This window comes from Hydrogenovibrio sp. SC-1, from assembly GCF_002848135.1.
Taxonomy (GTDB): Bacteria; Pseudomonadota; Gammaproteobacteria; order Thiomicrospirales; family Thiomicrospiraceae; genus Hydrogenovibrio.
Window position 1 is genome coordinate 80,527 of the sequence record NZ_PKGB01000009.1, and the last position, 25,469, is coordinate 105,995.

The window sequence follows — 25,469 nt, forward strand, 5'->3', positions numbered from 1 at the left end:
GTTTAGCTGGGTTCTGCCAATATCCAGTATTGCAATTTCCACAGATCGAATAATAAAGCATAATTGTCCGGATTTTGCCAGTCACTAGGCGCTAATACGGATTGATTACACAGGGTTTTAACAAAATCATCTGTTGCGCCTTGTTTATCCCATATCGCACCATTGATATATAGCAATAGATTTTGATCGAGCTGGGTGTAGCCAAAGCGACAAACAGGGTCTTTTTCAAACTGGGTTGCCGTTGGTAACGCTTCACAAAACTCACTTAACTTCGGCGTTTCTGCTTCTGTTAGCGGTTCGGGCAGCTGTTGTGCACTGGTTGGATCCAGTTGGGTAGCAAAACGGCCAAACCAGGTTTTCAGCTGTTTTGGATCGGCTAATGCGGATTCTAATAACTGTTGGGCTTGGGTAACGGCCGCATCCGTAATCTCACCAGGATTGAGGTTAGGTTGCCATAGAGGATCTTGATATAGCGCCTGGAAGCCATTGGTTTCTGAAAGGTGGTCACCAAAGCTATCCCATAGTTCTTGACCGCGATAACTACGATAGCCAATCGAATAGGTCATGCAGTCATCATCAAGGGCAATGCCATGATGTCCCCATTTCGGTGGAATATAGAGAATATCGCCGGCCTCAAAATCAAAACTGTCTTCAATGTTGAAGCTTTGCATTAATCGTAGGTCAACACCTTGAATGGCATTGGTTTCGGTGCAATCCTGTGATGTGAGGTGCCAGCGTCGTTTACCGGCCGCTTGCAGTAAGAACACATCATAATGGTCGTAATGCGGGCCAACATTGCCTCCCGTCACGGCATAACTGACCATAATGTCATCAATGCGCCAACGCGGTAAAAAATCAAATTCCTCTAGCAACGCGGTGACTTCCGGAATCAGTCGGTCCATGCCTTGTATCAGTAGGGTCCAGTCTTGATCAGGCAAGTTAGCATAAGTCTGCTCGTCAAATGGCCCTTTACGGAGTTGATAATCATTGGGGGATTGTTGAATCACCAGACGGCTTTCAACTTCATCCTCGAGCGATAACCCGGCTAATTCTTCAGCAGTGATGGGAGATTGAAACCCAGGTAACGCATTGCGGATCACTAAAGGCTGTTTTTGCCAATAGTCCTTTAAAAATGTGTCGAGGCTAATCTCGTTAAATTGAATCATATCGCGCGTCCAATGCAGAAGGGAAGAAGGGTTAAAAGCAACCAGGCCTGGTTGCTTTTAATGGAGGGGAGTCGCTTAGCGACCTTTGAGCATAGTCAATGCCAGCTCAATGGCCTGCGCTTGCTGAGTCGCATTTCCTATGTAAGACGCTGGAGTCATTTCTTTTAAGCGTTGTTTCGCTTCTTCCGGCAGTTCCAGCGTATCGACGAAATCTTGCATGATTTGTTTATTAACACGACGACCGCGAGTAAGTTCTTTTAACTTTTCATAAGGTTGCTCTATGGCATAACGACGCATAACCGTTTGAATAGCCTCAGCTAACACTTCCCAGTTATTATCTAAATCGTCCGCCATCGCTTGCGCATTGACGTCCAATTTATTCAGTCCTTTTAGAGTCGCTTTGAGTGAAATCATGGTATGTGCAACGCCCACGCCAAGGTTTCTTAATACCGTTGAGTCGGTTAAGTCACGCTGCCATCGAGAGATGGGGAGTTTTTGACCCAAGTGATCAAAAATCGCATTGGCGATCCCGAGATTACCTTCTGAGTTTTCAAAATCGATTGGATTGACTTTATGCGGCATGGTGGATGAGCCAATTTCACCGGCAACTGTTTTTTGTTTAAAGAAGCCAATGGAAATATAACTCCAAATATCGCGGTCGAAATCAATCAAAATGGTATTGAAACGTTGCATGGCATGGAAATATTCGGCAATGTAATCGTGGGGCTCGATTTGGATGGTATAAGGATTCCAAGCTAAGCCCAGGCTTTGTACAAATTGTTCGGTGAGTTCATACCAGTTGATGGCTGGATAAGCGGCTAAATGGGCATTGTAGTTACCGGTTGCGCCGTTTATTTTCCCCATAATTTGGGTATTCATCAGTTGTTTGATTTGACGTTGCAGACGGTAAGCGACATTGGCAAATTCTTTCCCAGCCGTGGTGGGCGAAGCTGGCTGGCCATGGGTACGAGACATCATCGGAATGTCAGCCATCTCTTCGGCCATGTTGGCAATCTTGTCCACCAGTGTTTGCATTTCAGGCACAATAATTTGTGAGCGGGCATCTTTTAACATCAATGCATAAGCCAAATTGTTAATGTCTTCTGAGGTGCAGGCAAAATGGACGAATTCACTGATAGTATTTAATTCAGCATTCTGTTCAAAATGTTCCTTAATCAGGTATTCAACTGCTTTGACATCATGATTAGTCGTGCTTTCAATGGTTTTGACTCTTTGCGCCATGTCTAAGGTAAAGCCATCCACCAATTGCATTAAATGGGCTTCTGCTTCGGAAGACAGGGCAGGAACTTCTGGAATACCAGGGTGATTGGCCAACATCCGTAACCAAGAAACCTCGACTTTGACACGGTTTTTGATTAAACCATATTCACTGAAGATTTCTTTTAAATTCGATAATCTCGCGCCGTAACGGCCGTCAATCGGAGATATGGCGGTTAATTCTGACAGTTGCATGATTCCAGTTCCTATTCAAGCTAAAAATTGCGGCTATTATAACCGATTCTCTTTGATAATTGAGGGGAGAAGTCATCAGGCCTGGGTAAAATTGGATTCTGCTGAGTGACTATTTTAAATCCGCTAATAAGGCTTTGGCGTGTGCAATGGCGTCATCATACGCATTGGTAAATTCAATTTTCCCTTCGCGTTTGCGTAAGCCCGCTTTGCGCAGTTTAAGCAATAGTCGAGGTTGGAGTTGGTTAATGACCATACTGATTTTGTGTTTTTCAAAATTTTGAATGATGGTTTCCATTGCAATGATCGCACTCATATCAATCATGCTGACTTCACGCATATCCAACACCACAATGCGTACTTCGGGTGAAACCGTGTTCAATTGGTTCATGGTTTTTTGCGCGGTTCCGAAAAACAAAGGGCCATTAATGTCATAAACAGCGATTTCATCGGGCAAGCCTTTCGGATGCTCATGTTGAGGAACTCGATCATTGGTCGTCACGTCAATGCTTCGCTTAATGAACAGGCTGGCGGCCATGGCCATACCGATGGCGACGGCAATGGTCATATCGAACAGCACGGTTAAAATGAAACAAGTTAGCAATACGATTACATCGCCACGTGGTGCACTTTTTATAATACGGGCAAAATGATGTGATTCACTCATATTCCAAGCAACCATGATTAATAAGGCGGCCATGGAACTCATTGGAATATAGGATAAGATCGGCGCAAACACGATAATGGCTAATAAAATAAATAAACCATGAATCACGGATGCCAAAGGCGTTGTTCCGCCCGCTTTGACATTGGCTGCTGTCCGGGCAATGGCTGCGGTTGCAGGGATACCACCGAAGAAAGGTACGACCATATTCCCAATGCCTTGGCCAATTAGTTCGTCATTTGGCTGGTGCTTTTTACCACTCATTCCATCTGCCGCTGTTGCACAAAGTAAGGATTCTAATGCGCCTAAAATGGCGATGGTCATCGCAGCAGGTAGTAGGGTGCGGAATAGTTCAAAACTAAAGCCAATGGGAGTGCCATTGGCATTCGGTAAATTCCAGGGCCATTCAAACTGTGGGAGCAGAGGCGGGATACCTTGTCCGATAAGGCCATTTACATCAAACTGAAAACGGCTGCCAATGGTTTCAACATCAAAGCCAATAATACTGACATTTAGCCCCATCGCAATCAGGGTGCCCACCAGGATGGCAATCAGGTGTCCAGGAATTTTTGAGTGAGACTTGGGCCAAAGAATGAGTACCAATAAGGTAATGAAACCGATAATGGCCTCTTGCCAGTCAAGGGAGGGTAAGGCCAGCAGGATTTGCCAGACTTTATCGAAAAAATGGCCTTCTAAAGTGGCAACCTCTAGTCCTAAGAAATCGACGACTTGAAAGGTGGCGATGACTACGCCAATTCCAGCCGTAAAGCCAATAATCACTGGGTAGGGGACAATTTCAATGAGCCGCCCCAGTTTTGATAGACCCAGCAACACGAGAATGACACCTGCCAGAAATCCACTGATCAGCAGCCCACCAAAACCAAATTGCTGCACTATCGGTAATAGCACTACCACGAAAGCAGCTGTTGGACCCGAAATGTTCACACGCGATCCGCCGATCAGGGCAACCAAAATACCGGTAATCATGGCAGTATAAAGCCCATGTTGTGGTGGTACCCCAATTGCAATCGCCAGAGCCATTGAAAGCGGTAGCGCAATGACGCCTACGGTTAATCCCGCATTGATATCGCCTTGAATGGAAGCTGAACTAATACGATCTTCAAAGGAATTTTTGAGCGCGGAGAACATATCGAGTCCAATAAAAATAAAACGGCTATTATACAAGCACTCAGGCTTATCGTCATTCAATAACACAAAAAATGATCAATATGATTTTTCAATAATCGCAATATAGGTCTTTCGGTCGTCAATGTGCTAATCATATCTTACCATCAGTCAATTCCAGAAACAGGTATGGTCAAACAAAATAAAGCGGTGTTGAAATTGTTAAACAAGGCTTTGACTGTCTGCGCTCGCTAAAGTAAGATTCCCGCTTTATTAGATAGGGAAGTTAGCCATTTCATGAGCAAAGTCGTCGATTTAAAAGGTTCAATATTATCCTTAACGGTGTTAAGTCTTTTTAGTGATCAAATTGATGAGACCAAACAGGCGATTGCCGCAAAAATCGATCAAGCGCCCGATTTTTTTGTGGGGGTACCAGTGGTGTTGGCGCCGCAGGTTGCTTTGTCGGATCCCACTTTTTTAGCGCTATTGGTCGAATATTTACGGCAGCGTCAAATGATTCCCATTGGTGTTCGGACCGAAGATGAGGGAATTAAAGAACAGGCAGACTATGCAGGCCTGGCGGTTTTTCCCGTTGAAAAAGCAAAAAAATCGTCCAAGCAGTCTTCAGAAGTTCAGCCAGAGACAGAACAAACCGGATTAAAGTCCGCCTTAATGGTTAAAGGCTCGGTTCGGTCAGGCCAGCAAATCGTGGCGAAAGACCGAGATGTGATTGTTATGGGTTCGGTGAATCCAGGCGCTGAAGTGGTCGCGGATGGGCACGTTCATGTTTTTGGCAAGGTCATGGGCAAGGTGTTTGCGGGTGCTGCGGGTGAAACCAGTGCTAAAATTTTTGCCAAGCAACTGTCCCCTGAATTAGTGTGTATTGCCGGACTCTATCAATTGTCTGAAGATATTGATCCCGCCTATCAAAAGGGTTTTGTTGAGGTCAGCTTGCAAGACAATAGATTGGTTTTTAACACGGGTTTATTGGGATAGTTTAGAATACGGCTCAGGCCAATATTTACAAATTTTATTCAATTCATTTAATCTAGGGAGTCGCTTAGGTGTCACGCGTAATCGTTGTAACCTCAGGAAAAGGTGGGGTCGGAAAAACCACTACCAGTGCAAGTATTTCAGCCGGTTTGGCCTTAAAAGGATTTAAGGTCGCGGTCATCGATTTTGATGTGGGTTTAAGAAATCTGGATTTAATTATGGGCTGCGAAAGACGGGTAGTTTACGACTTTGTCAATGTGGTTCAAGGGGAAGCGTCTTTGAATCAAGCACTGATTCGCGATAAACGAATTAAAAATCTCTATATTTTGGCCGCTTCGCAAACGCGTGATAAAGATGCTTTGACCCAAGAAGGTGTTGAAAAAGTCATTGAAGATTTAAAAGCGGATGGGTTTGACTTTATTATCTGCGATTCCCCTGCCGGTATTGAGAAGGGCGCGCAATTGGCTTTATATTTTGCGGATGAAGCCATCGTTGTGACCAATCCGGAAGTGTCTTCCGTGCGTGATTCAGATCGAATTTTAGGGATTTTACAGGCTAAGTCTAAACGGGCAGAATCGGGTGACGAAGGGATTGTTGAGCACTTGGTGCTGACGCGTTATAACCCAAGCCGAGTGGAAAGCGGTGAAATGCTGTCGGTAGAAGATGTCGTGGATCTACTCAATATCCCACTGTTAGGCGTGATTCCCGAATCAGAGCAGGTGCTCAATGCATCTAATGCGGGTGAACCGGTTATCCTGGATACGGAAGCCGATGCGGCGCAGGCCTATACTGATGTGGTAGATCGGTTTCTAGGCGAAGAAAAAGCCCATCGTTTCTTAACGGCTGAGAAAAAAGGCCTGTTCAAAAAATTGTTTGGGAAGTAGCGGATGGCATTATTAGATTATTTACTGGGACAACGGAAAAAGAAAACGGCCAATTTAGCCAAGGATCGGCTACAAATTTTATTGGCGCACGAACGTTCGGAACGTCATGCACCGGAGTACTTGCCTCAAATGCGCGATGAAATTTTAGCGGTGATTTCAAAATATGTGGAAATTGACCAGGAGCAATTGCAGATTTCCATTGATGAAGCCAATGGCTTTGAAGTCCTTGAATTGAATCTGGTATTGCCAGATAAATAACGAGGGTATTTTTTTCGGAAAGTTTAAGGGTTTCTCGCGAAAAAAAACCGCTATTTTGACCAGGCCTGGTCATTTTGATTGATTGGATAGGACAAAAGGGGATTATTCCCCTTGGTATTGTATTTGCATCAAGACGCCGTAAATGGGATGGTCAAAATAGTGCAATTCGCCTGACTTTATTTTGCGAGATTCTTTGAGCTCGAAACGCCAAAACTCCGGTAAAAAGGCTTCTTCTGTATGTTGATTTTGCGCAAAAGCGGCTAGCAATCTTTCAGGAATTTTCCGTTCAAGTTCTAAGTGTAGTTGCACATGAGCAAAGCGCGATTTATAAAAGGTCAGTGTGCCTTCAACACGCGACTGATGGCTTTCTTCCGGTAGCACTTCAATAATCAGCGGTACGGCTTCTTCTTCAGGTTTCCCTTCTAAAATCCAGCTGCTGTGTTTCAAAATTCGATAGCCTTTTTCGGGTGTCATCTTAGCCACCTGTTCTGACAGCATGAATTGCTCCGGTAGTAATTCTTCTGGCGGCATTTCAGCTTCTTCAAAATCAATTATTTCGGGGTTAGGGCGCCAATATTCTTCTGTCCAACCGCGTAACGCTAGGGTTTCAAAGATAACCATTTCCACTTGGTATTTAGGATTGGCGCTGGCACCTTCTTCCATTTCTGGTTCTGGAGCAGCTTGTGCATGAATTGTGCATAGACTCCAGATGAATAGCGTTGTAAGCAGTTTCTTTAGCATGCGGATTCCTTGTTAGCAATGGTCGTCAGTAGTAGGTTAATGGCAGCAAGTCGCTGACTGACCTCGGGAAAATCATCAAAATATTTTAATTCACTTTGCCCTTTAAGTTGGTATTGTTTTGGATGATTTTGAATCAGTTGAATGAGGGCAAGGGGATCAATATTGGGTTGATTGCCAAACTGTAGGCGAATCATGCTGTCACTGGCTTCACATTTTTTCAGATTAAGTGCGTCTAACTTTAACTTTACCAGTGTAGCGGTAAACAGGTTTTGCACTTGTGGCGGCAGCAATCCAAAACGGTCAATCATTTCCACCTGCAGTTCTTGCAGCGCGTTTTCATCGCCAGCGCTGGCAATGCGTTTATAAAATACCAACCGAGTATGAATGTCGGGTAAGTAAGTTTCTGGAATGAGAGTCGGTACGCCTAAATCCACTTCAGCACCACTGTGAAGCTGCGTATTGAGTTCGGGTTGGTTTCCGGATTTGAGTGCTTTAACCGCTCGCTCGAGAATTTCAGTGTAGAGACCAAAACCGATTTCTTGGATTTGTCCAGATTGCCCATCCCCAAGTAATTCACCCGCTCCGCGAATTTCCAGATCGTGACTGGCCAGCATAAAACCCGCGCCCAGGGTGTCGTGTTTAGCAATGGCCGTGAGTCGTTTTTCGGCATCTTTGGTCATCAGTGATTTGCCGGCAGTGAAGAGGTAAGCGTAAGCCTTGTGGTGTGACCGACCCACTCGACCGCGTAACTGGTGTAACTGTGCCAAGCCAAATTTATCGGCTCGATGAATTAAAATAGTGTTGGCAGTGGGAATATCAATACCGGTTTCGATAATGGTGGTGCAGACCAGAATATGGAAGCGACGATGGTAAAAGTCTTGCATGACTTTTTCCAGTTCTCGCTCATGCATTTGTCCGTGTGCCACTTCAATTTTGGCATCGGGCAGTAAGGCTTGCATTTCTTCAGCCATATAGTCGATTTTATCGACATTATTAAACAATAAATAGACTTGGCCGCCGCGACGAATTTCCCGTAGACAAGCTTCTTTAACTGTGTCGGGATTCCAATCTTGCACAAACGTTTGAACCGCAAGGCGTTTTGCGGGCGGTGTGGCAATAATGGACAGATCTCGTAAATCATTCATGGCCATATTCAATGTGCGTGGGATGGGCGTTGCGGTCATGGTCAACACATCAACTTCCGTTCTGAGTTTTTTCAATTGCTCTTTCTGGCGCACACCGAAACGATGTTCTTCGTCAATAATAATTAAGCCGAGATTGCCAAACTGCATATCATTTTGAATGAGTTTGTGGGTGCCAATAATAATATCAACTTGGTTGTTTTTGACGGCCTCCAGGATTTGCTGGGTTTGTTTTGCAGTTTGAAAGCGGGATAAGCCTTCAATGCGGATCGGCCAATCGGCAAAACGGTCTTTGAAATTGTCTAAATGTTGTTGCGCCAGTAGCGTGGTCGGCACTAATACGGCCACTTGCTTGCCCGAGTAAGCGGCAACAAACGCAGCTCGCATAGCCACCTCGGTTTTCCCAAAGCCAACGTCGCCGCACACCAAACGATCCATGGGTTTGGGTTGATGCATATCGTCCAACACGGCTTCAATTGCGGCTTGTTGATCGGGCGTTTCTTCAAACGGAAAGTTGGCGGAAAACCGAGTATAGGCATCGTCATCTGTGGTATGAGCATGCCCAGGTTTGGCTTCTCGTTGCGCATAAATATCCAGCAGTTCAGCAGCAACATCATGCGCTTTTTCGGCGGCTTTACGTTTGGCTTTTTCCCATTTATCGGAGCCCAGTTTATGAAGTGGTGCTGTTTCTGCGCTGGCGCCAGTGTAACGGCTAATTAAGTGTAATGACGTGACAGGGACATATAGTTTGGCGTCACTGGCATATTGAATCATTAAGAATTCAGTTTCTTCATTTTGTAATGAGAGGGTTTCGAGTCCTAAATATCGACCAACGCCGTGGTCAAAATGTACCACAGGATCCCCAACCTCAAGTTCAATGAGGTTGCTGATGCCATTTTCGAACTCGCTATGTTTGCGCTTTCGGCGACGTTTTTGAATGACCGTTTGACCAAATATCTGCGTTTCAGACAGAATGCAGAAATCGGGCGTTAGAATGGACTCTTCCAATGGGCCAACCACGATTTGAAAAGGATCGGTGTTGTTTAAAAAGTCAGACCAGCTCTCAATTTGTTTGGGCAGTTTGGCTTTTAATTGTGGGGTACTGCCAAACAGTGTTAATAACGTTTCGCGGCGACCGGTGGATTCAGCGCAATAGAGAATGCGCTTTGATGATTGGGTGTGATACTGGTCAATAAACGCAACTAGTTTGGCAAAAGGGTAGTCGCTGTTAGTCTGGAGCGTTAAGTCGGGCACCGATTGGGTATTAAATTGAATACTGTCTTTGTCATCTGCAGCATTTTGCAGTTGTATCCGGTGAAAGGCTCGAAGTTCACTAAACACATCACTTTCAGAGAGAATTAATTCTTGAGGTTTGAGCAGCGGGTAATCTGGGTTATGCTGGGCTATATCAAACCGTTCTTGATAGTCTTGCCAGGTGTGCTGAATACCTGCACCAATGTCAGTCTCACTGAAAAAAAGACTGTTTTCTGGGAAGTAATCAAATAACGTGGCTACATCAGTATGAAACAGCGATAGATAATATTCCAGCCCATCTAGGGTTTGGTTTTGCGTGACCGATTGATAGAGTTGGGTATTACGCACATTCTCACCAAAGTGGTGGCGGGCGTTTTGGCGAAACAGCGAAATGCCTTCCGCAGTCAAGTCATATTCTTTTGCTGGCAGTAGTTCAATGGCATCAATGGTGTCGATGCTACGTTGCGTTTCTGGATCGAAGCTGCGGAGGCTATCAATCTCATTATCAAATAGATCCAATCGGTAAGGGGTTTTGCTGCCAATGGGAAACAGGTCAATAATGGAGCCACGAATAGCAAACTCACCATGTTCCATAACCTGGCTAACCCGTTTATAACTGCCATTTTCTAATTGTTGGCAAAAGGGTTCAATTTCAATTTCATCGCCTTTTTGCAACAGAAAGGTGAATTTTTCGATAAACGGGTGAGGAGCGACTTTTTGGATCAAAGTGCTGATGGGTAAAATTAGCACACCATTTGATAAACTGGGGAGTTGATAAAGGGTGGTTAAACGCTGAGAGATAATGTCTTGATGTGGCGAAAAATGGTCGTAAGGTAGGGTTTCCCATTCGGGAAAAGTTAAAATGGGCAGTTGATCATCACTAAAAAACTTGAAAAGCGAATGATATTGGTTGGCATTGGCCATATTTTCGGTTAGAAAAATCACCAGGCCTGGTTGTTTTTGTGCTTTTGAAATGACGGCCAGCGCGGTTTCGGCCGCATTGCGACAAGTCCAGTGTGAAAGGTGGCCCTTTAGCGGAAGCTTAGGGGTGTCTGTGAGTGCAGGAGCAGATTTTTGAGCTGTAGGCATGTTTAGTGTATAGGCAAATTTAAATTGATGGTATTCTAACAAAATTGAGTTAGGCATGAAGCGGGGTTTTACGATAAATGAATGGACGTTGGGCGTATGATTGGGTACAAATTATGGCGCATAATTTACCCTTAGTCTGGAGTGTCGTCATTGGCAGCATGCTGCTAATGAGCTCAGGCTTGTTGATTCAGAAAAGTCCGATTCAGTTATTGGATGCCGCTTGGGTTTTAATGAGTTTATTCGCCATGAGTGGGGTTGCGATTAAATTGTTTGATTCTTTAAAAACGGCGGCCCTGCTACTGATTGTCAGTTGTTTCGTTTGGTTGAGTTTATTAGGTACTTTAGCTTGGTTCACGGTGTCATTGTCTTCGAGTTCGGTCTTGGCATTAGTGGTGGTGATGACCATGGTTGTGGGGAATTTGGTTCATCTATTGGCGACCTTATTACGTGAAATGGCGAGAGGCGCTTTTCAGCATGATGCCATTGCAGAAGCCCTTAAGCTTAATGCAATGCCGATTTTATTATCGAATACGACCACGGCTTTGGGGTTTTTAGTGGCTGGCTTTTATCATCCTCAATGGTTGGACATGGCTTGGGTAGTTGGCTTGGGGGCGATCATCAGTTATATGGCAATCGTTACTTGGGTTCCGTTAGGGTTGTTGAACTGGTTTTTGGAATTTCGGGTCGGTCATTATGATGATCGTCATGGTTTTCTGGAAGTGGTTAAAAAAATGCAACGCTTTCCTGTTTGGCTTAGCAGTATGGTGTGGTTATCCTTAGCGCTGCTGGTGTTTAGTCTCGTATATTTATCACAGTTTATGACCAGTTTGAATGCGGTCTGGATGATGTTATTGGCCTGTTTGGGATTGCTATGGTTGGTCTGGAAAGATTGGCAGGTCTCTTTGATGGCGATTCTATCCAGTCTTGCAGCGATAGTCTTGGTGCTGACCGGCTACTTTAGTTTACAGCCGGTGGCTGAACTTTCGGCCATGATTTTAATTGTGCCTTTGGGGATTGTATTAGATGACAGTATTCATTATTTTTCACGTTATTTGCGCTCTAAACAAGGTTTTTTTAAATCCGCTGAACAGTGTCATCGCTATGCGTTAAGTACGGTTGGGCGCCCAATTTGGCTAACCACGCAATTATTGGTGGTTGGACTGTTTGTGCTGGCTTTTCATCCACATGAGTGGGTTGCTCAGGCGAGTTTAGTCACCTTGTTAGCAACCTTATTGGCCTCTTATATTATGTTACTTTGGCTGCCAGCCTATCAGTTAAAACCCTGAGTTTAATAAGATTATTTTAAATTGTGATTGAAATTTTTTATTGTTAATTAAGGTTGATATGAATGAGAATAACTACTTAAAGTTACGGCAAGATAATTTTACCTATTAACCGTTTTTGATAAGCTATAAAAACAAAAAAAAGCGTGTTATGATTGCAGGACTTTTAATGAATATCACTTTAATATCAAAAAGGATGGATTTATGGCAACAATAGTCATCGTTGGTTCAAGTACTGGTGGGTTACCAATGGCATACGATGTGCGTAAGCACATTGGAAAAGAGCATACTGTCAAAGTGGTCAATGCCATTGATGAGTTTAACTTTATTCCGTCAAACCCTTGGGTTGCTGTCGGTTGGCGTAAACCATCGGATATTTCTTTTAAATTAGAACCGCATTTGGTGCGTAAGGGGATCGAGTTTTATCACCAAACTGCAACAAAGCTGGATGCTGAGAACAATAAACTCACATTAAGTGATGGTAATGAGATGGATTATGATTACCTTATTCTTGCAACAGGACCGTCTTTGGCCTTTGATGAAGTGGAAGGGCTAGGGCCTAAAAGCCAAGGTGGGCATACGGTATCCATCTGTACCACGCCACATTCAGTAGAAGCTTATGACCAGTGGGAAGAATTTTGTAAAGATCCAGGACCAATTGTCTTTGGTGCGGTCCAAGGGGCTTCTTGTTTTGGTCCAGCCTATGAATTCGGTATGATTATGGAAACCGATTTGCGTAAGCGTAAGATTCGTAGTCAGGTACCAATGACCTTTGTGACGTCCGAGCCTTATGTGGGTCACTTGGGCCTTGGTGGTGTTGGCGACTCTAAAGGGTTGATGGAAAATGAGATGCGTGATCGCCATATCAACTGGATTTGTAATGCGAAAGTGACCAAAATTGAAGATGGCAAAATGTATGTCGATGAGCACAATAATCGTGGCGATGTAATCGATCAACATGAATTACCTTTCAAATATTCAATGATGTTGCCGGCCTTTAAAGGGTCTAAGTTTTTACAAGATCTAGTTGAACCCGAAAATATGGGTGGGCCTTTAGTGAACCCACGTGGGTTTGTGAAAGTGGATAGCTATAGCCGAAACGCAACTTATCATAATATCTATGCATTGGGTGTCGGGATTGCGATTCCACCTGTTGAAGCAACACCAGTGCCCGTCGGAACGCCTAAAACAGGTTTGATGATTGAATCCATGGTCACCGCGATTTGTCATAATATCGAAGCCAATCTTGCGGGTAACGGCCCAGTAGAAGAGCCAACCTGGAATACGGTTTGTTTGGCGGATATGGGGGATACGGGTGCAGCTTTTGTGGCCTTACCACAAATTCCGCCTCGTAATTTAACCTGGGCAAAACGGGGTAAATGGGTGCATTTAGCGAAGATTGCCTTTGAAAAATACTTTATCCGTAATATGAAGGCGGGTAATTCTGAGCCTATTTATCAAAAATATATTATGAAAATGCTGGGTATTAATCGTTTGAAATCCGAAAAGCATTAAGATAATCGATTTAACTCCATTCAAAACGCCCTCTCAAATGAGGGCGTTTTTGTTGGTATGGAATATGCCTTAATCGGTATAATACCGCGATGAATTTACTACAGACACTCTACTTTTTGGATTTATTAGGCACGGTCGTTTTTGCAATGACTGGGCTATTGGCTGCCAGCCGTAAACAGCTGGATCTGTTTGGGGCTGTGGTCATTGCGATGGTGACGGCTGTGGGAGGCGGTACCTTAAGAGATTTAATCCTCGATCAACCCGTTTTTTGGATCACCCAAAATATTTACATTTATGTGGTGGTGATTTCAACGTTATTCTTGTTTTTTTATGCACGCTTTAAAACTATTCCCATTACTTTGTTGGTGTATTTAGATGCGCTTGGCTTGGCCGTTTTTAGTGTGATTGGCGCACAAAAAGCCATGGCTCTTGGCTTGTCTGATCCAATTGTGATTATGACAGGGGTAATGACTGGGGTTGTTGGCGGTGTGATTCGTGATGTATTAATGGGAGAAGTACCGTTAATTTTTCGTAAAGAAATCTATGCAACCGCTTCTTTTGTCGGCATTAGCTTGTTATTGGTGTTGGTCGATATGAAAATTCCGATGGATATGGCCATTATTGCTTCTATTGGCGTTATTTTTATTTTTAGAGTGTGGGCCATTTTGTTTAATATTGGCTTGCCAGTTTTTCAGCCGATCAATTATTCGGATTGAGTTTAATCGTCATAATGAAACTGATTTAACAGCAAGGAAAACTATGTTTAAACTCCCTTATGAGTTGTTATTGGGTGTTCGTTATACCCGTGCAAAGCGCCGCAATGGCTTTATATCCTTTATTTCTTTGTCGTCGATGATTGGCATTGCGTTGGGGGTAACGGCGCTCATTACGGTGCTGTCGATTATGAATGGCTTTCAGCAGGAATTACGTGATCGTATTTTAGATATGACGGCGCACATGACCTTGTCACAACAAGGTGAGCGTTTGACACACTGGCAAGACCTCTATCATGTGGTAAAACAACTCCCTAATGTGTCTGGCGCAGCGCCAAATGCAATGGGGCAGGGAATGTTGACTAGCGGCGATAAGGTGAAAGGCGTGGTTGTTCGCGGCGTTTTGCCCCGTTATGAACGGGAAGTCGCTGATATTGATAGCAAGATGGTTTATGGTCAATTAGCTGACTTGGCCTCCCGAGATTACAACATTATTATTGGTACTGAGCTTGCCAATGGGTTGGGCGTATCCATTGGCGATAAGATTACCTTGGTGGCACCACAAGCATCCATTTCACCGATGGGAGTGATGCCACGATTAAAGCGTTTTACCGTTTCAGGGTTGTTTGAAGTAGGTATGCATGAGTATGACAGTGCTTTGGCGATTATCCATATCGAGGATGCCCAGCGCATATTTAAAATGGGCAATCAAGTGTCGGCACTGCAATTGCGGTTAAATGACTTGTTTGATGTGCAAACGGTTCGCGACCAATTATCAGCAGAATTAGATGAATTGCTGTATATGCGCGATTGGACACAACAACATGCCAATTTCTTTAAAGCCATTGAAATGGAAAAGAAGATGATGTTTATTGTGCTGGCACTGATTATTATGGTGGCGGCGTTTAATATCGTCTCGACGATGGTAATGGTGGTGACCGATAAACAAAAAGACATCGCAGTGTTAAGAACCATTGGGGCGTCACCGTTAAGTATCCAAACCATTTTTATGGTGCAGGGTATGATTATTGGGGTGATGGGAGCAATTTTGGGCATCGCAGGCGGGGTGGCGATTGCATTAAATATCGATGTGATTGTGCCGTTTATTGAAGGGGTGTTTGGATTTCAGTTCTTTCCTGCCGATGTGTATTACATTAGTAAGATTCCATCTGACCTCCATTGGGATGACGTTTGGTTTGTCGCCGGTCTGGCCTTTGTTTTAACGTTATTGGCCACGCTTTATCCAGCAAGAAGAGCAGCCAATACCCAGCCGGCGGAGGCATTACGCTATGAGTGATTCCATTTTACAGGCCAATGGGCTAGAAAAAACATACAAAGATGGCAAGTTAGAAACGTCGGTAATTCAAGGGCTGGATTTTCGCTTAACGCCTTGTGAAAAGGTCGCGATTGTCGGCTCATCTGGTTCAGGCAAAAGCACCTTGTTGCACTTGTTAGCCGGTCTGGATCAACCGACGGCAGGCGAAGTCACTTTAATGAATAACGCTTTTTCAACCTTAAATGATGTGAAGCGAGGACGACTACGCAATCAATATCTTGGGTTTGTCTATCAATTTCATTTTTTACTGCCGGAGTTAACGGCGTTGGAAAACGTAATGTTGCCATTACGAGTACGACGTCAGGCATCAGGCCTGGCTGAAATGGAGGCTAAAGCGTTACTAGATCGGGTGGGGTTGTCACATCGATTAGGCCACAAGTCTGCTGAATTATCAGGCGGCGAACGCCAAAGAGTGGCCATCGCACGCGCTTTGATTACGCGTCCAGCCTGTGTGCTGGCCGATGAACCAACTGGGAATTTGGATGAACACTCAGCACAGCAGGTGTTTGATTTGATGCTCACCTTAAATGAAGAACAACAGACTGCATTGGTGGTGGTGACCCACGATTTGAATCTTGCTGCACAAATGGATCGAAGCTACCACCTGACCGAAGGGCGCTTTGATTTGCCAACAGAGCCAGTCGAATAAATTATGTTATCCATCCAAGCAATTGACTTAATGGCGGGTAGTAAAGTTTTATTACAAAACGCCAGTTTGACACTTCATCCCGGACAAAAAATTGGCTTAATCGGGGCGAATGGTGCCGGTAAATCGACCTTGTTAAAGGCTGTGCTGAATCAAGTTGCTTTGGAAGCGGGCACGATTCAAATGCCTGAAAGTTGGTTGGTGGGTTATGTGGCACAAGAACAGAGTCATTTACATTTAAATGCGCTGGATTATGTCATGCAAGGGGATTCGCTTTATGCCAAGGTGCGCGCGCAAATTGATGCAGCCGAATTGAGCAACGCGCATGATGATCTAGTCAAAGCTTACGACCAGCTTGATTTGATTGATGGTTATGAAGTCCCTCAAAAGGCACAACAACTCTTGTTTGGGTTGGGCTTTAGTGAAGCCGATTTTGATAAGCAGGTCGGTTCGTTTTCTGGGGGCTGGCAAGTCAGACTTAAGCTGGCAGCCGCTTTGATGCAACGCGCAGATTTATTGCTGCTCGATGAGCCGACAAATCACTTGGATATTGAAGCTGTCGCCTGGTTGGTGCAGTGGTTAAAGCAATTTCGGGGTGCGGTGATGGTGATTTCGCATGATCGAATGTTTCTGGATGAAGTTGTGCAGGGCGTTGCCCATTTAGATCATCAGAAAATTCAGTTGTATAGTGGGAATTTTGCCGCATTTGAGCGACAACGCAATGCGCAATTAATGCAGCAACAAGCGTTGCATGATAAGCAAAAGCAACAGATGCAACATCTCAAATCCTTTATAGAACGCTTTAAAGCCAAAGCCAGTAAAGCGAAGCAAGCGCAAAGTCGGGTTAAAGCGTTGGAAAGGATGGAAACGGTTGCGGCAGTTCAGGCGATGAACCCGTTTCAATTTCAAATTGCCGACCCGGATTTTTTACCCGATCCGATGTTGGAAGTAGAAGACCTACAGTTTGGGTATGAAACCAGTCCCATTTTAAATTCGGTGAATTTAACCCTGCGCGCAGGTGATCGCATTGGCTTGGTTGGTATTAATGGTTCCGGTAAGTCAACTTTATTGAAGTGTTTGATCAAGGAGCTTAAGCCCCAGCAAGGTAAAGTTTTGCATAGTAAGGGGTTAAAGATTGGTTATTTTGCACAGCATCAATTAGAAGCGTTAAACCCGCAACAGTCGCCTGTAGCGCATTTGTTAGCCTTGCCGGGTAATGATCAATCGCGAATAACCGATCAGCAAGCGCGTAATTTTTTAGGGCAATTTGGTTTTTCGGCGGATCAAGCCTTAAGTCCCGTAGTGGATTTTTCCGGTGGTGAAAAGGCTCGACTGTGTTTGGCGTTAATGATTTATCAAAAACCGAACCTAATTATTCTCGATGAACCAACCAATCATTTGGATATGGAAACCCGTGATGCGCTTGAGTTGGCGTTGCAAGATTTTTCGGGGGCGCTTATTTTGGTCAGCCATGATCAGCATTTGTTGTCCAGCATTGTTGATCAGTTTTGGTGGGTGCATAATCAGCAGGTGACGCGTTATCATGGCGATTTAGAGGCTTATCTAAATCAGCGTTTACGAACCTTAAAAGAAAAACAACAAAGTGCGAATGCTGGCGCAAAAACAACCAGGCCTGGTGTAAATGGTGCCGAAAAATCGGCCGTTAATGATAAAAAGGCACAGCGTCAACAGAACGCCGCCATGCGTCAACAACTGCAACAAGCAATGCGCCAGCCTAAGCAACGATTACAAAAGGTGGAGAAGCAGTTGTCCACGGCACAAAAGGCATTATTGAATTGCCACCAGCAAATGGAAGACAGTCGTCTCTATGAGTCAGATCAAGCTGAATCACTTAAGGCTATTTTATTGGAAGAAGCCCAGCTTAAATCCGAAATAGATGACTTGGAAGAAAGCTGGTTAGAATTGGAATCTGAGCTTGAGACAATTGAAGCTCAGTTTGAAGCAAATTAAGATTCTCGACAGTTGCGGAAAGCACAGCCGTGTTTCATGCCAAATTTATTCAAAATGTACACCATCGGGCAAAAACCGGTTAAACCAGAAATGAGCAAGTTAATGCCAATAAAGCCGGTGAGCAATAGCCATAAAGGTGAAACTGCGTAAGCCAGTACTGCGGACAACAATACCATTGTACCAACCATCATCATCATGAATTTTTCAATTACCATCGTTGTTTACCTTTGTTTTTTAATTGCAAGGATATAAAGATATTATCATATCATGATGTTTTGAATAATGAAAATGACTTTTAGAAATAAATACACGCCTTTACTTTCAATAAGTCACTAAAATCAGTATAATTTGCCGTTTATTTTGTCACGCCGTTGAAGCGGGATATCCACTTCGTTATTCGGACTTAAATTTTTGAGATCAATACCTATGCAAGTAACCGTAGAAAAACCAGAATCAGGGCTAGAACATACGATTAATGTCACTTTACCTTCAACTGATTTAGACAGCAAAGTTGAAAAGCGTTTAGCGCAAATGCGCTCGACCGTTAAAATGGATGGATTTCGTCCTGGAAAAGTTCCCATGTCAATCGTTAAAAAGCGTTATGGTGGTCAGGTTCGCCAGGAAATGCTTGGCGAGACGGTTCAAGCCTCTTTTTATGATGCCATCGCAAAGGAAGAATTGAATATTGCGGGCTATCCTCAGTTCCACAAACTGGATGAGCAGGATGGTCAAATTCTGTATTCTGCCAAGTTTGAAGTGTTTCCAAAAATTGATTTACCAAAATTTAGTGATTTATCAGTTGAACTCAACAAATCTGAAGTAACGGATAAAGATGTTGATACGATGATTACTAAATTGCGCGAACAAAAGTCTGCTTGGAAGCCTGCCAATGGCAATAAGAAGGCCAAAAAAGGTGATCAGGTCATTATCGACTTCGTTGGTAAAAAAGACGGCGTTGAGTTTGAAGGTGGAAAAGCAGAAGATGTTCCTTTAGAACTTGGTTCAGGTCGAATGATTCCTGGTTTTGAAGATGGCATTGAAGGAATGAAGAAAGGTGAAGAAAAAACCATTGATGTGACTTTCCCTGAAGATTACCAGTCTGAAGAGCTTAAAGGGCAAGCGGTGACTTTTGATATTACCGTTCATTCTGTTCAAACCAAAGTGCTTCCTGAGATTGATGAGGAATTTGTAAAGTCATTGGGTGTTGATGCTGGCACAGAAGAAGCGTTAACTGCTGAAGTGCGTTCCAATATGGAAAAAGAATTAGCCAGAGCGGTTGAAAATAAAAACCGTACGCTTGTGTTGGACGCCTTGTCTGATAAGGTTGAAGTGACTTTGCCTCAAGCGCTAGTTGAACAAGAAGCTCAAACGTTACTTAATCGCCAAGCTGAGCAGTTTAAACAACAAGGAATGAACCCAGAAGATTTGGGTATTACCACGGATATGTTTAAAGCGGATGCTGAAAAGCGCGTTAAAATCGGTCTTGTGTTAGGTGAAGTGATTAAAGAAAATAATATTGAAGCCACGGAAGAAGGGCGTAAAGCCTTTATTGAAGAACAAGCTTCTTCCTATGACGATCCACAAGAAGTTATTCAGTGGTATGCCAATAACCCGGATGCTCAAAAAGAAATTGATGCGATTTTGGTGGAAAGAGAAATCACTAAGCTGATTTTATCTGAAGCGAAAGTCAAAGAAGTCTCTAAAAAGTTTGAAGAAATTGTCAATACAGCCGCTTAATTCGGCCTTTTGATTCTTTAAAGACTTAACCTAGGCTACAAAAATCCGTGTTTTTGTAGTAAGGTTAAGTTTTTTTTTAGCCAGTTAATCGGGATTGTCTGTCGTTTAATGCGCAGTCGCTCGAAAGTTTTTAATAAATAGCCTTTTGCAAAAAAGGTTACAGACAAAAGGTTTATCTTCATGCATTCCTCTCCAATTCAAGACGCGCTCATCCCGATGGTGATTGAACAAACCAGTCGTGGTGAAAGATCTTTTGATATCTATTCTCGTCTATTAAAAGAAAGAGTTATTTTTTTGGTGGGCCAGGTTGAGGATCAGATGGCAAATTTGATTGTGGCCCAGCTATTATTTTTGGAATCTGAAAACCCAGATAAAGATATCCATTTGTATATTAACTCGCCGGGTGGCAGTGTCACTGCGGGCATGGCAATCTATGATACCATGCGTTTTATCAAGCCAGATGTTAGTACTATGTGTATTGGTCAAGCGGCCAGCATGGGATCCTTCTTGTTGTCAGCAGGCGCAAAAGGAAAGCGTTTTGTTTTGCCTAACTCACGGGTGATGATTCATCAACCTCTTGGTGGTTTTCAAGGACAAGCTTCAGATATTGAAATTCATGCTAAAGAAATTATTGAAGTGAAACAACGTCTAAATCAAGCCTTAGCAGATCACACTGGACAGCCGATTGAAGTGATAGAAAATGACACTGATCGTGATAATTTTATGAGTGCACAACAAGCATGTGATTATGGTTTGGTAGATAAAGTACTCTCACAACGTTAACCGACAAAGGCAATTAAATGAGTGAAAAAATGTTGTATTGTTCATTTTGTGGTAAAGCTCAAGATGAAGTCAAAAAATTAATTGCAGGGCCTTCTGTTTATATTTGCGATGAATGTGTCGAGTTATGCAATGATATTTTGAAAGAAGAATTTGGTGAAGAATCACTCAGTCATTTTGAATTGGATCATTTACCAACCCCTCATGAAATCAGTGCAATCCTAGATGATTATGTCATTGGTCAATTCCAAGCCAAAAAAGTACTGTCGGTTGCGGTTTATAACCACTATCGCCGTCTGCAAAGTGGTTATCAGAAAGATGATGTTGAGCTGAATAAGAGTAATATCTTGTTAATTGGCCCGACAGGATCAGGTAAAACGTTATTGGCACAGACATTGGCGCGCTTATTAGATGTCCCATTTGCTATTGCAGATGCCACGACCTTAACCGAAGCTGGTTATGTTGGAGAGGATGTTGAAAGTATTGTGTTAAAGTTGTTGCAGCGTTGTGATAATGACCCTGAAAAGGCCGAGCGTGGCATTATTTATATTGACGAAATCGATAAGATTACCCGTAAATCGGAAAATCCATCAATTACACGAGATGTGTCAGGTGAAGGGGTGCAGCAGGCACTCTTAAAGCTAATTGAAGGGACGGTGGCCAATATTCCCCCTCAAGGTGGGCGTAAACACCCAAATCAAGATATGATACAAGTCGATACCTCAAAGATTCTCTTTATTGTCGGCGGGGCTTTTGAAGGACTGGAAAAAATTATTGAGCAACGGACTGAGAAAAACATTGGTATTGGATTCTCGGCAGAAGTGAAGTCTACTGAGAAGAAAGCGGGTGTTTCTGAGGTATTTCGCAATATTGAACCAGAAGATTTGGTTAAGTTTGGTTTGATTCCTGAGTTTGTTGGGCGTTTGCCTGTCGTTGCCTCACTTGAAGAATTGGATGAAAAAGCACTGGTTCAGATTTTGACAGAGCCTAAAAATGCCTTTGTTAAGCAATATCAGAAAATGTTTGAACTAGAAGGGGCTGCCCTTGAGTTTCGTAAAGATTCGTTAACTGAAATTGCGAAATTGGCAATTGAAAGAAAAACAGGTGCCCGTGGATTGCGTTCGATTCTTGAAAAAACTTTATTAGACACCATGTATGACTTACCCAGTTTGAAAAATGTAGAAAAAGTGGTGGTTAATAAAGCGGTCATTAAGGGCACGAAAAAACCAATCCTAATGTATCAAGAAGCCAGTAAAAAAGCTTCAAACTAACCATTCTAATCCTACTTAGGCCAGCAATCGTTGGCCTGTTTACGGATCCACCATTCAGTGGTACTCTGTAAATTTTCTAAGTCATTTTATTTTTTTTGCCCTAAGTGGCAAGTTTATTGTTTACATTTTTAAACTGCGTTGGGTGATTCAGTTTTCTCAGCTGCTTTTTAAACATAATACGAGTCTGATAACGTTATGGATATTGAACAAGTCGAATTCAAAACCAATGTATTTGTACTGGCATTAAGAGATGTCGTTGTTTTTCCTGGTATGGTGGTTCCGCTATTTGTTGGGCGTGAAAAGTCAATGAATGCACTAAATTCAGCGATGACGGAAGATAAGCAAATATTTTTGGTGACCCAAAAAAATGCAACGGAAGAAACTCCGACCATTGATAATCTTTATCAAGTGGGGGTGATGGCCAATATTCTACAACTATTGAAATTGCCAGATGGCACTCTAAAAGTACTTGTGGAAGGGGTCAAACGCTTTGAACTGGTTGGACTTACCGATCGTACCGATTTTTTAATTGGGGATATTCAACAGTTGCGTTCTAATGAAACGCTGGATAGTGACGGAACCCTATTGGTCAGAACCATTCAAGAGCGTTTTCAAGACTATGCTGACATGAAGAAAAAAGTGCCCAGTGAAGTCATTAAAAGTGTTCAAAAAATCACGGAACCGAACCGTTTAGTTGATACCATTTCAGCGAATTTAAAGCTGAGTATTGAAGAAAAACAGTCTCTTTTAGAAATTCTATCGGTTAATGAGCGGTTAGAGCATATTTTACGAACCTTGGAAACCGAATTAGAAATGTTGGAGTCTGAGCAGCGAATCAATCGTCGCGTCAAGAAAAAAATGGATCAGACACAGCGTAATTTCTATTTAAATACGAAATTGCAGGCGATTCATGAAGAGCTTGGAGAAGCTTCAGAAGATGGTTTAAAGGAATTTGATCGTCTGAAAGAGCAGGTAGACGCTGCTGGTATGCCAGAAGCTGCATTAAAGGTGGCTAATGAAGAGTTAAAGCGTTTGAAGCTTATGTCGCCACAATCACCTGAAGCCAATATTGTTAGAACCTACATTGAATGGATGGTGGCGATTCCATGGAAGAAGCGTAGTCGCGTTTCTAAAGACTTAGAGAAAGCACAGGCGATATTGGATAAGCAGCATTATGGCCTAGAAAAGGTAAAAGAGCGCATTATTGAATATCTTGCGGTGCAGAAACGGGTTCGGAAAATGAAGGGGCCGATTTTGTGTCTGGTGGGACCACCAGGGGTTGGTAAAACCTCACTTGCCAGATCCATTGCAGAAGCTACCAATCGTAAGTATGTACGTATGTCATTGGGTGGTGTACGTGATGAGGCTGAAATCAGAGGGCATCGTAAAACCTATTTAGGGGCTTTGCCTGGCCGTATTATTCAAAAAATGAAATTGGCCGGAACACGTAATCCTTTGTTTTTGTTAGATGAAATTGACAAGATGGCAAGAGACAATCGCGGTGATCCGGCAAGTGCCTTATTAGAAGTGCTTGATCCTGAACAAAATAGCACCTTTAACGACCATTATTTGGAAGTCGATTATGATTTATCAGATGTGATGTTTGTTGCAACGTCTAATTCAATGGATATTCCTGAAGCCTTATTGGATAGAATGGAAATTATTGACTTGGCAGGCTATACCGAGCGCGAAAAGCTGAATATTGCCGATCGGCATTTATTGCCACGTGCGATTAAAGAGCATGGATTAAAACCAGAAGAACTGGACGTGACGCGAGATGCCATTTTAAAGATTATTCAAACCTATACCCGCGAAGCAGGTGTCCGTTTACTCGATCAAAACCTCGCAAAAATTTGTCGTAAATCAGTCAAAGAACTCGTTACGGGAGAAGCTCAATCCAAAATAACGGTGACACCTGATTTATTGGAAAAATATCTTGGGGTGGCGAAATACCGTTTTGGTTTAGCAGATGAACGCAGTCAGATTGGTCAAGTGGCTGGTTTGGCTTGGACAAGAGTCGGCGGGGATTTACTTCGAATTGAAGCTACAGCTATGCCGGGTAAAGGCAAAAATACCTCAACGGGTCAGTTGGGCAGTGTAATGCAAGAATCCACTCAGGCGGCAATGAGTGTGATTCGTAGCCGATCTAATGAGCTTGGTTTAGCTGACGACTTTTATGAGAAGCAAGATATTCATTTGCATTTCCCTGAAGGAGCCATTAAGAAAGATGGTCCCAGTGCCGGTATTGCGATTTGTACGGCGATTGCATCAGTGTTGACGAATATCCCTGTGCGTTCTGATGTGGCAATGACGGGAGAGATTACTTTGCGCGGAGAGGTACTTCCTATTGGTGGCTTAAAAGAAAAGCTGTTAGCTGCTGCGCGTGGTGGCATCAAAACCGTTTTGATCCCTTATGACAATGTTCGTGATCTTGCTGAAATTGCCGATGAAATTAAATCTGGTTTAGATATTCATCCCGTTCAATGGATAGATGAAGTATTTAAGGTTGCTTTAGAGCGCTTACCCGAACCAAGGGAAGCGGCAACCTCTGATATCAGTATGGGGCAAGATTTGGAAAAAATTGTGGCCAATAAGCCCGCAGAAAAGCAAATAATCAAAAAAACACCCAAAAGACACTGAAATTGGGCAAAATTCTTTTATTCGGGCTTGACAGTAAATGTTGAACGCTGATATAACTACCTGCAAGCCTGAGGGTGGTCAAAGAATACTAAATACTATGGAGAAACTTTAATCATGAATAAGACCGAATTAGTTAGTGCAATCGCAGAAGAAGCCGGATTAACAAAAGCAGATGCTGCGAAAGCACTAGAAGCAACTGTTTCAACTGTAACAAAAGCCTTAAGCTCAGGTGATTCTGTTGCCATTATTGGTTTTGGTACTTTTAAAGTAGGTGAGCGTTCAGCGCGTACAGGTCGTAATCCTCAAACTGGCGCAGAAATGCAAATCCCTGCTGCACGTGTTCCTAAGTTTTCTGCGGGTAAAGCTTTAAAAGAAGCCGTTAACTAAGCAAATTCATTAATTGGCTTAATACAAAAGCCTCTCAATTTTAACCAAATCAATAGGTTAAAATTTGAGGGGTTTTTTTTGGCTCATATTTTGTTAAAAAAACGAGCAAAGTGTTTGACAAAGCGCTGCAAGACCTTATAATACGCGCATCAGTTAATCCAAGGTCATTAAGTTTTGGATTAAATGTGAAGACATCAAAATTGGGTGATTAGCTCAGCTGGGAGAGCATCGCCCTTACAAGGCGAGGGTCACTGGTTCGAACCCAGTATCACCCACCAATTTTGAGGCCCGATACGGAGTGGTAGTTCAGCTGGTTAGAATACTTGCCTGTCACGCAGGGGGTCGCGGGTTCGAGTCCCGTCCACTCCGCCATTACGGTTTTCATTGTGAATGTTTAAGCAACC

The 25,469-nt window shown here is 43.2% G+C and carries 20 protein-coding genes and 2 tRNA genes; 16 read left to right on the forward strand and 6 right to left on the reverse strand.

Annotated features, from left to right (window positions below; all coding sequences use genetic code 11):
• Positions 1 to 2: 2 nt before the first annotated feature.
• From CYQ88_RS06685 to dauA, 3 genes are all read right to left on the reverse strand, one after another.
• Complete coding sequence (locus tag CYQ88_RS06685; RefSeq protein ID WP_101840579.1) at positions 3 to 1,166, reverse strand: cupin domain-containing protein; 1,164 nt, start codon at positions 1,164 to 1,166, stop codon at positions 3 to 5.
• Positions 1,167 to 1,241: 75 nt separating this feature from the next.
• A complete protein-coding gene (purB, locus tag CYQ88_RS06690; RefSeq protein WP_101840580.1) occupies positions 1,242 to 2,639 on the reverse strand; it encodes an adenylosuccinate lyase in 1,398 nt (465 codons plus the stop codon).
• A 109-nt stretch (positions 2,640 to 2,748) separates the two neighbouring features.
• The gene (gene dauA / locus CYQ88_RS06695) at positions 2,749 to 4,449 is read right to left on the reverse strand and encodes a C4-dicarboxylic acid transporter DauA (protein WP_101840581.1); all 1,701 of its coding nucleotides are present in this window, start codon (positions 4,447 to 4,449) and stop codon (positions 2,749 to 2,751) included.
• 273 nt (positions 4,450 to 4,722) lie between these two features.
• On the opposite strand from dauA, the gene minC reads away from it, so the two are divergent.
• The 3 genes from minC to minE all read left to right on the forward strand — a co-directional run bounded on the left by minC (position 4,723) and on the right by minE (position 6,560).
• Positions 4,723 to 5,421, forward strand: a complete 699-nt coding sequence (gene minC, locus CYQ88_RS06700) for a septum site-determining protein MinC (RefSeq protein WP_101840582.1) — start codon at positions 4,723 to 4,725, stop codon at positions 5,419 to 5,421.
• Positions 5,422 to 5,489: 68 nt separating this feature from the next.
• The gene (gene minD, locus CYQ88_RS06705; protein WP_101840583.1) at positions 5,490 to 6,302 is read left to right on the forward strand and encodes a septum site-determining protein MinD; all 813 of its coding nucleotides are present in this window, start codon (positions 5,490 to 5,492) and stop codon (positions 6,300 to 6,302) included.
• A 3-nt stretch (positions 6,303 to 6,305) separates the two neighbouring features.
• Complete coding sequence (minE, locus tag CYQ88_RS06710) at positions 6,306 to 6,560, forward strand: cell division topological specificity factor MinE (RefSeq protein WP_101840584.1); 255 nt, start codon at positions 6,306 to 6,308, stop codon at positions 6,558 to 6,560.
• A gap of 102 nt (positions 6,561 to 6,662) precedes the next feature.
• Here the strand turns inward: minE and CYQ88_RS06715 are convergent, their stop codons facing one another.
• Positions 6,663 to 7,301 (reverse strand): CsiV family protein, encoded by a 639-nt coding sequence (locus CYQ88_RS06715; RefSeq protein ID WP_101840585.1) that lies wholly within the window; start codon positions 7,299 to 7,301, stop codon positions 6,663 to 6,665.
• Positions 7,295 to 10,786 carry a transcription-repair coupling factor gene (mfd, locus tag CYQ88_RS06720; protein WP_101840586.1) on the reverse strand — a complete coding sequence of 1,164 codons (3,492 nt, stop codon included), beginning with the start codon at positions 10,784 to 10,786 and terminating at the stop codon, positions 7,295 to 7,297. Before mfd ends, CYQ88_RS06715 begins: the two co-directional genes overlap by 7 nt.
• 77 nt (positions 10,787 to 10,863) lie before the next feature.
• Here mfd and CYQ88_RS06725 point away from each other — a divergent pair, with 77 nt between their 5' ends.
• The 6 genes from CYQ88_RS06725 to CYQ88_RS06750 all read left to right on the forward strand — a co-directional run bounded on the left by CYQ88_RS06725 (position 10,864) and on the right by CYQ88_RS06750 (position 18,250).
• A complete protein-coding gene (locus tag CYQ88_RS06725; protein ID WP_101840587.1) occupies positions 10,864 to 12,072 on the forward strand; it encodes a hypothetical protein in 1,209 nt (402 codons plus the stop codon).
• A gap of 201 nt (positions 12,073 to 12,273) precedes the next feature.
• A complete protein-coding gene (locus tag CYQ88_RS06730; RefSeq protein ID WP_101840588.1) occupies positions 12,274 to 13,584 on the forward strand; it encodes an NAD(P)/FAD-dependent oxidoreductase in 1,311 nt (436 codons plus the stop codon).
• An 89-nt stretch (positions 13,585 to 13,673) separates the two neighbouring features.
• On the forward strand, positions 13,674 to 14,300 hold the full coding sequence (locus CYQ88_RS06735) for a trimeric intracellular cation channel family protein (RefSeq protein WP_101840589.1): 627 nt from the start codon (positions 13,674 to 13,676) through the stop codon (positions 14,298 to 14,300).
• Between the two features lie 43 nt (positions 14,301 to 14,343).
• Positions 14,344 to 15,594, forward strand: coding sequence for a lipoprotein-releasing ABC transporter permease subunit (locus tag CYQ88_RS06740; RefSeq protein WP_101840590.1), 1,251 nt, complete (start codon positions 14,344 to 14,346; stop codon positions 15,592 to 15,594).
• The gene (locus CYQ88_RS06745; RefSeq protein WP_101840591.1) at positions 15,587 to 16,282 is read left to right on the forward strand and encodes an ABC transporter ATP-binding protein; all 696 of its coding nucleotides are present in this window, start codon (positions 15,587 to 15,589) and stop codon (positions 16,280 to 16,282) included. Before CYQ88_RS06740 ends, CYQ88_RS06745 begins: the two co-directional genes overlap by 8 nt.
• A 3-nt stretch (positions 16,283 to 16,285) precedes the next feature.
• Positions 16,286 to 18,250: an ABC-F family ATP-binding cassette domain-containing protein gene (locus CYQ88_RS06750; protein ID WP_101840592.1), complete on the forward strand. Its 1,965-nt coding sequence runs from the start codon at positions 16,286 to 16,288 to the stop codon at positions 18,248 to 18,250.
• Here CYQ88_RS06750 and CYQ88_RS06755 read toward each other — a convergent pair.
• Positions 18,247 to 18,465, reverse strand: coding sequence for a DUF2892 domain-containing protein (locus CYQ88_RS06755; protein ID WP_101840593.1), 219 nt, complete (start codon positions 18,463 to 18,465; stop codon positions 18,247 to 18,249). The two genes, CYQ88_RS06750 and CYQ88_RS06755, sit on opposite strands and share 4 nt — an antisense overlap.
• A 211-nt stretch (positions 18,466 to 18,676) precedes the next feature.
• Between CYQ88_RS06755 and tig the strand changes: the two genes are divergently transcribed.
• The 7 genes from tig (at position 18,677) to CYQ88_RS06790 (ending at position 25,437) form a co-directional block, all read left to right on the forward strand.
• A complete protein-coding gene (gene tig, locus CYQ88_RS06760) occupies positions 18,677 to 19,987 on the forward strand; it encodes a trigger factor (protein ID WP_101840594.1) in 1,311 nt (436 codons plus the stop codon).
• A 180-nt stretch (positions 19,988 to 20,167) separates the two neighbouring features.
• Positions 20,168 to 20,770, forward strand: a complete 603-nt coding sequence (gene clpP / locus CYQ88_RS06765) for an ATP-dependent Clp endopeptidase proteolytic subunit ClpP (RefSeq protein WP_101840595.1) — start codon at positions 20,168 to 20,170, stop codon at positions 20,768 to 20,770.
• A 17-nt stretch (positions 20,771 to 20,787) separates the two neighbouring features.
• Positions 20,788 to 22,038, forward strand: a complete 1,251-nt coding sequence (gene clpX, locus CYQ88_RS06770) for an ATP-dependent Clp protease ATP-binding subunit ClpX (RefSeq protein ID WP_101840596.1) — start codon at positions 20,788 to 20,790, stop codon at positions 22,036 to 22,038.
• Between the two features lie 195 nt (positions 22,039 to 22,233).
• On the forward strand, positions 22,234 to 24,678 hold the full coding sequence (gene lon, locus CYQ88_RS06775; RefSeq protein ID WP_101840597.1) for an endopeptidase La: 2,445 nt from the start codon (positions 22,234 to 22,236) through the stop codon (positions 24,676 to 24,678).
• 114 nt (positions 24,679 to 24,792) lie between these two features.
• Positions 24,793 to 25,065, forward strand: a complete 273-nt coding sequence (locus tag CYQ88_RS06780) for an HU family DNA-binding protein (RefSeq protein ID WP_101840598.1) — start codon at positions 24,793 to 24,795, stop codon at positions 25,063 to 25,065.
• 202 nt (positions 25,066 to 25,267) lie between these two features.
• Positions 25,268 to 25,343 (forward strand) — tRNA-Val (locus CYQ88_RS06785).
• 17 nt (positions 25,344 to 25,360) lie between these two features.
• Positions 25,361 to 25,437, forward strand: a tRNA-Asp gene (locus tag CYQ88_RS06790).
• Positions 25,438 to 25,469: the final 32 nt, after the last annotated feature.

What these genes read in the sequence shown, in the direction of transcription:
- CYQ88_RS06685 (WP_101840579.1), bottom strand. Translation starts at nt 1,166, where the DNA reads ATGATTCAATTTAACGAGATTAGCCTCGACACATTTTTAAAGGACTAT.
- purB (WP_101840580.1), bottom strand. Translation starts at nt 2,639, where the DNA reads ATGCAACTGTCAGAATTAACCGCCATATCTCCGATTGACGGCCGTTAC.
- dauA (WP_101840581.1), bottom strand. Translation starts at nt 4,449, where the DNA reads ATGTTCTCCGCGCTCAAAAATTCCTTTGAAGATCGTATTAGTTCAGCT.
- minC (WP_101840582.1), top strand. Translation starts at nt 4,723, where the DNA reads ATGAGCAAAGTCGTCGATTTAAAAGGTTCAATATTATCCTTAACGGTG.
- minE (WP_101840584.1), top strand. Translation starts at nt 6,306, where the DNA reads ATGGCATTATTAGATTATTTACTGGGACAACGGAAAAAGAAAACGGCC.
- CYQ88_RS06715 (WP_101840585.1), bottom strand. Translation starts at nt 7,301, where the DNA reads ATGCTAAAGAAACTGCTTACAACGCTATTCATCTGGAGTCTATGCACA.
- mfd (WP_101840586.1), bottom strand. Translation starts at nt 10,786, where the DNA reads ATGCCTACAGCTCAAAAATCTGCTCCTGCACTCACAGACACCCCTAAG.
- CYQ88_RS06725 (WP_101840587.1), top strand. Translation starts at nt 10,864, where the DNA reads ATGAATGGACGTTGGGCGTATGATTGGGTACAAATTATGGCGCATAAT.
- CYQ88_RS06730 (WP_101840588.1), top strand. Translation starts at nt 12,274, where the DNA reads ATGGCAACAATAGTCATCGTTGGTTCAAGTACTGGTGGGTTACCAATG.
- CYQ88_RS06735 (WP_101840589.1), top strand. Translation starts at nt 13,674, where the DNA reads ATGAATTTACTACAGACACTCTACTTTTTGGATTTATTAGGCACGGTC.
- CYQ88_RS06740 (WP_101840590.1), top strand. Translation starts at nt 14,344, where the DNA reads ATGTTTAAACTCCCTTATGAGTTGTTATTGGGTGTTCGTTATACCCGT.
- CYQ88_RS06745 (WP_101840591.1), top strand. Translation starts at nt 15,587, where the DNA reads ATGAGTGATTCCATTTTACAGGCCAATGGGCTAGAAAAAACATACAAA.
- CYQ88_RS06750 (WP_101840592.1), top strand. Translation starts at nt 16,286, where the DNA reads ATGTTATCCATCCAAGCAATTGACTTAATGGCGGGTAGTAAAGTTTTA.
- CYQ88_RS06755 (WP_101840593.1), bottom strand. Translation starts at nt 18,465, where the DNA reads ATGGTAATTGAAAAATTCATGATGATGATGGTTGGTACAATGGTATTG.
- tig (WP_101840594.1), top strand. Translation starts at nt 18,677, where the DNA reads ATGCAAGTAACCGTAGAAAAACCAGAATCAGGGCTAGAACATACGATT.
- clpP (WP_101840595.1), top strand. Translation starts at nt 20,168, where the DNA reads ATGCATTCCTCTCCAATTCAAGACGCGCTCATCCCGATGGTGATTGAA.
- clpX (WP_101840596.1), top strand. Translation starts at nt 20,788, where the DNA reads ATGAGTGAAAAAATGTTGTATTGTTCATTTTGTGGTAAAGCTCAAGAT.
- lon (WP_101840597.1), top strand. Translation starts at nt 22,234, where the DNA reads ATGGATATTGAACAAGTCGAATTCAAAACCAATGTATTTGTACTGGCA.
- CYQ88_RS06780 (WP_101840598.1), top strand. Translation starts at nt 24,793, where the DNA reads ATGAATAAGACCGAATTAGTTAGTGCAATCGCAGAAGAAGCCGGATTA.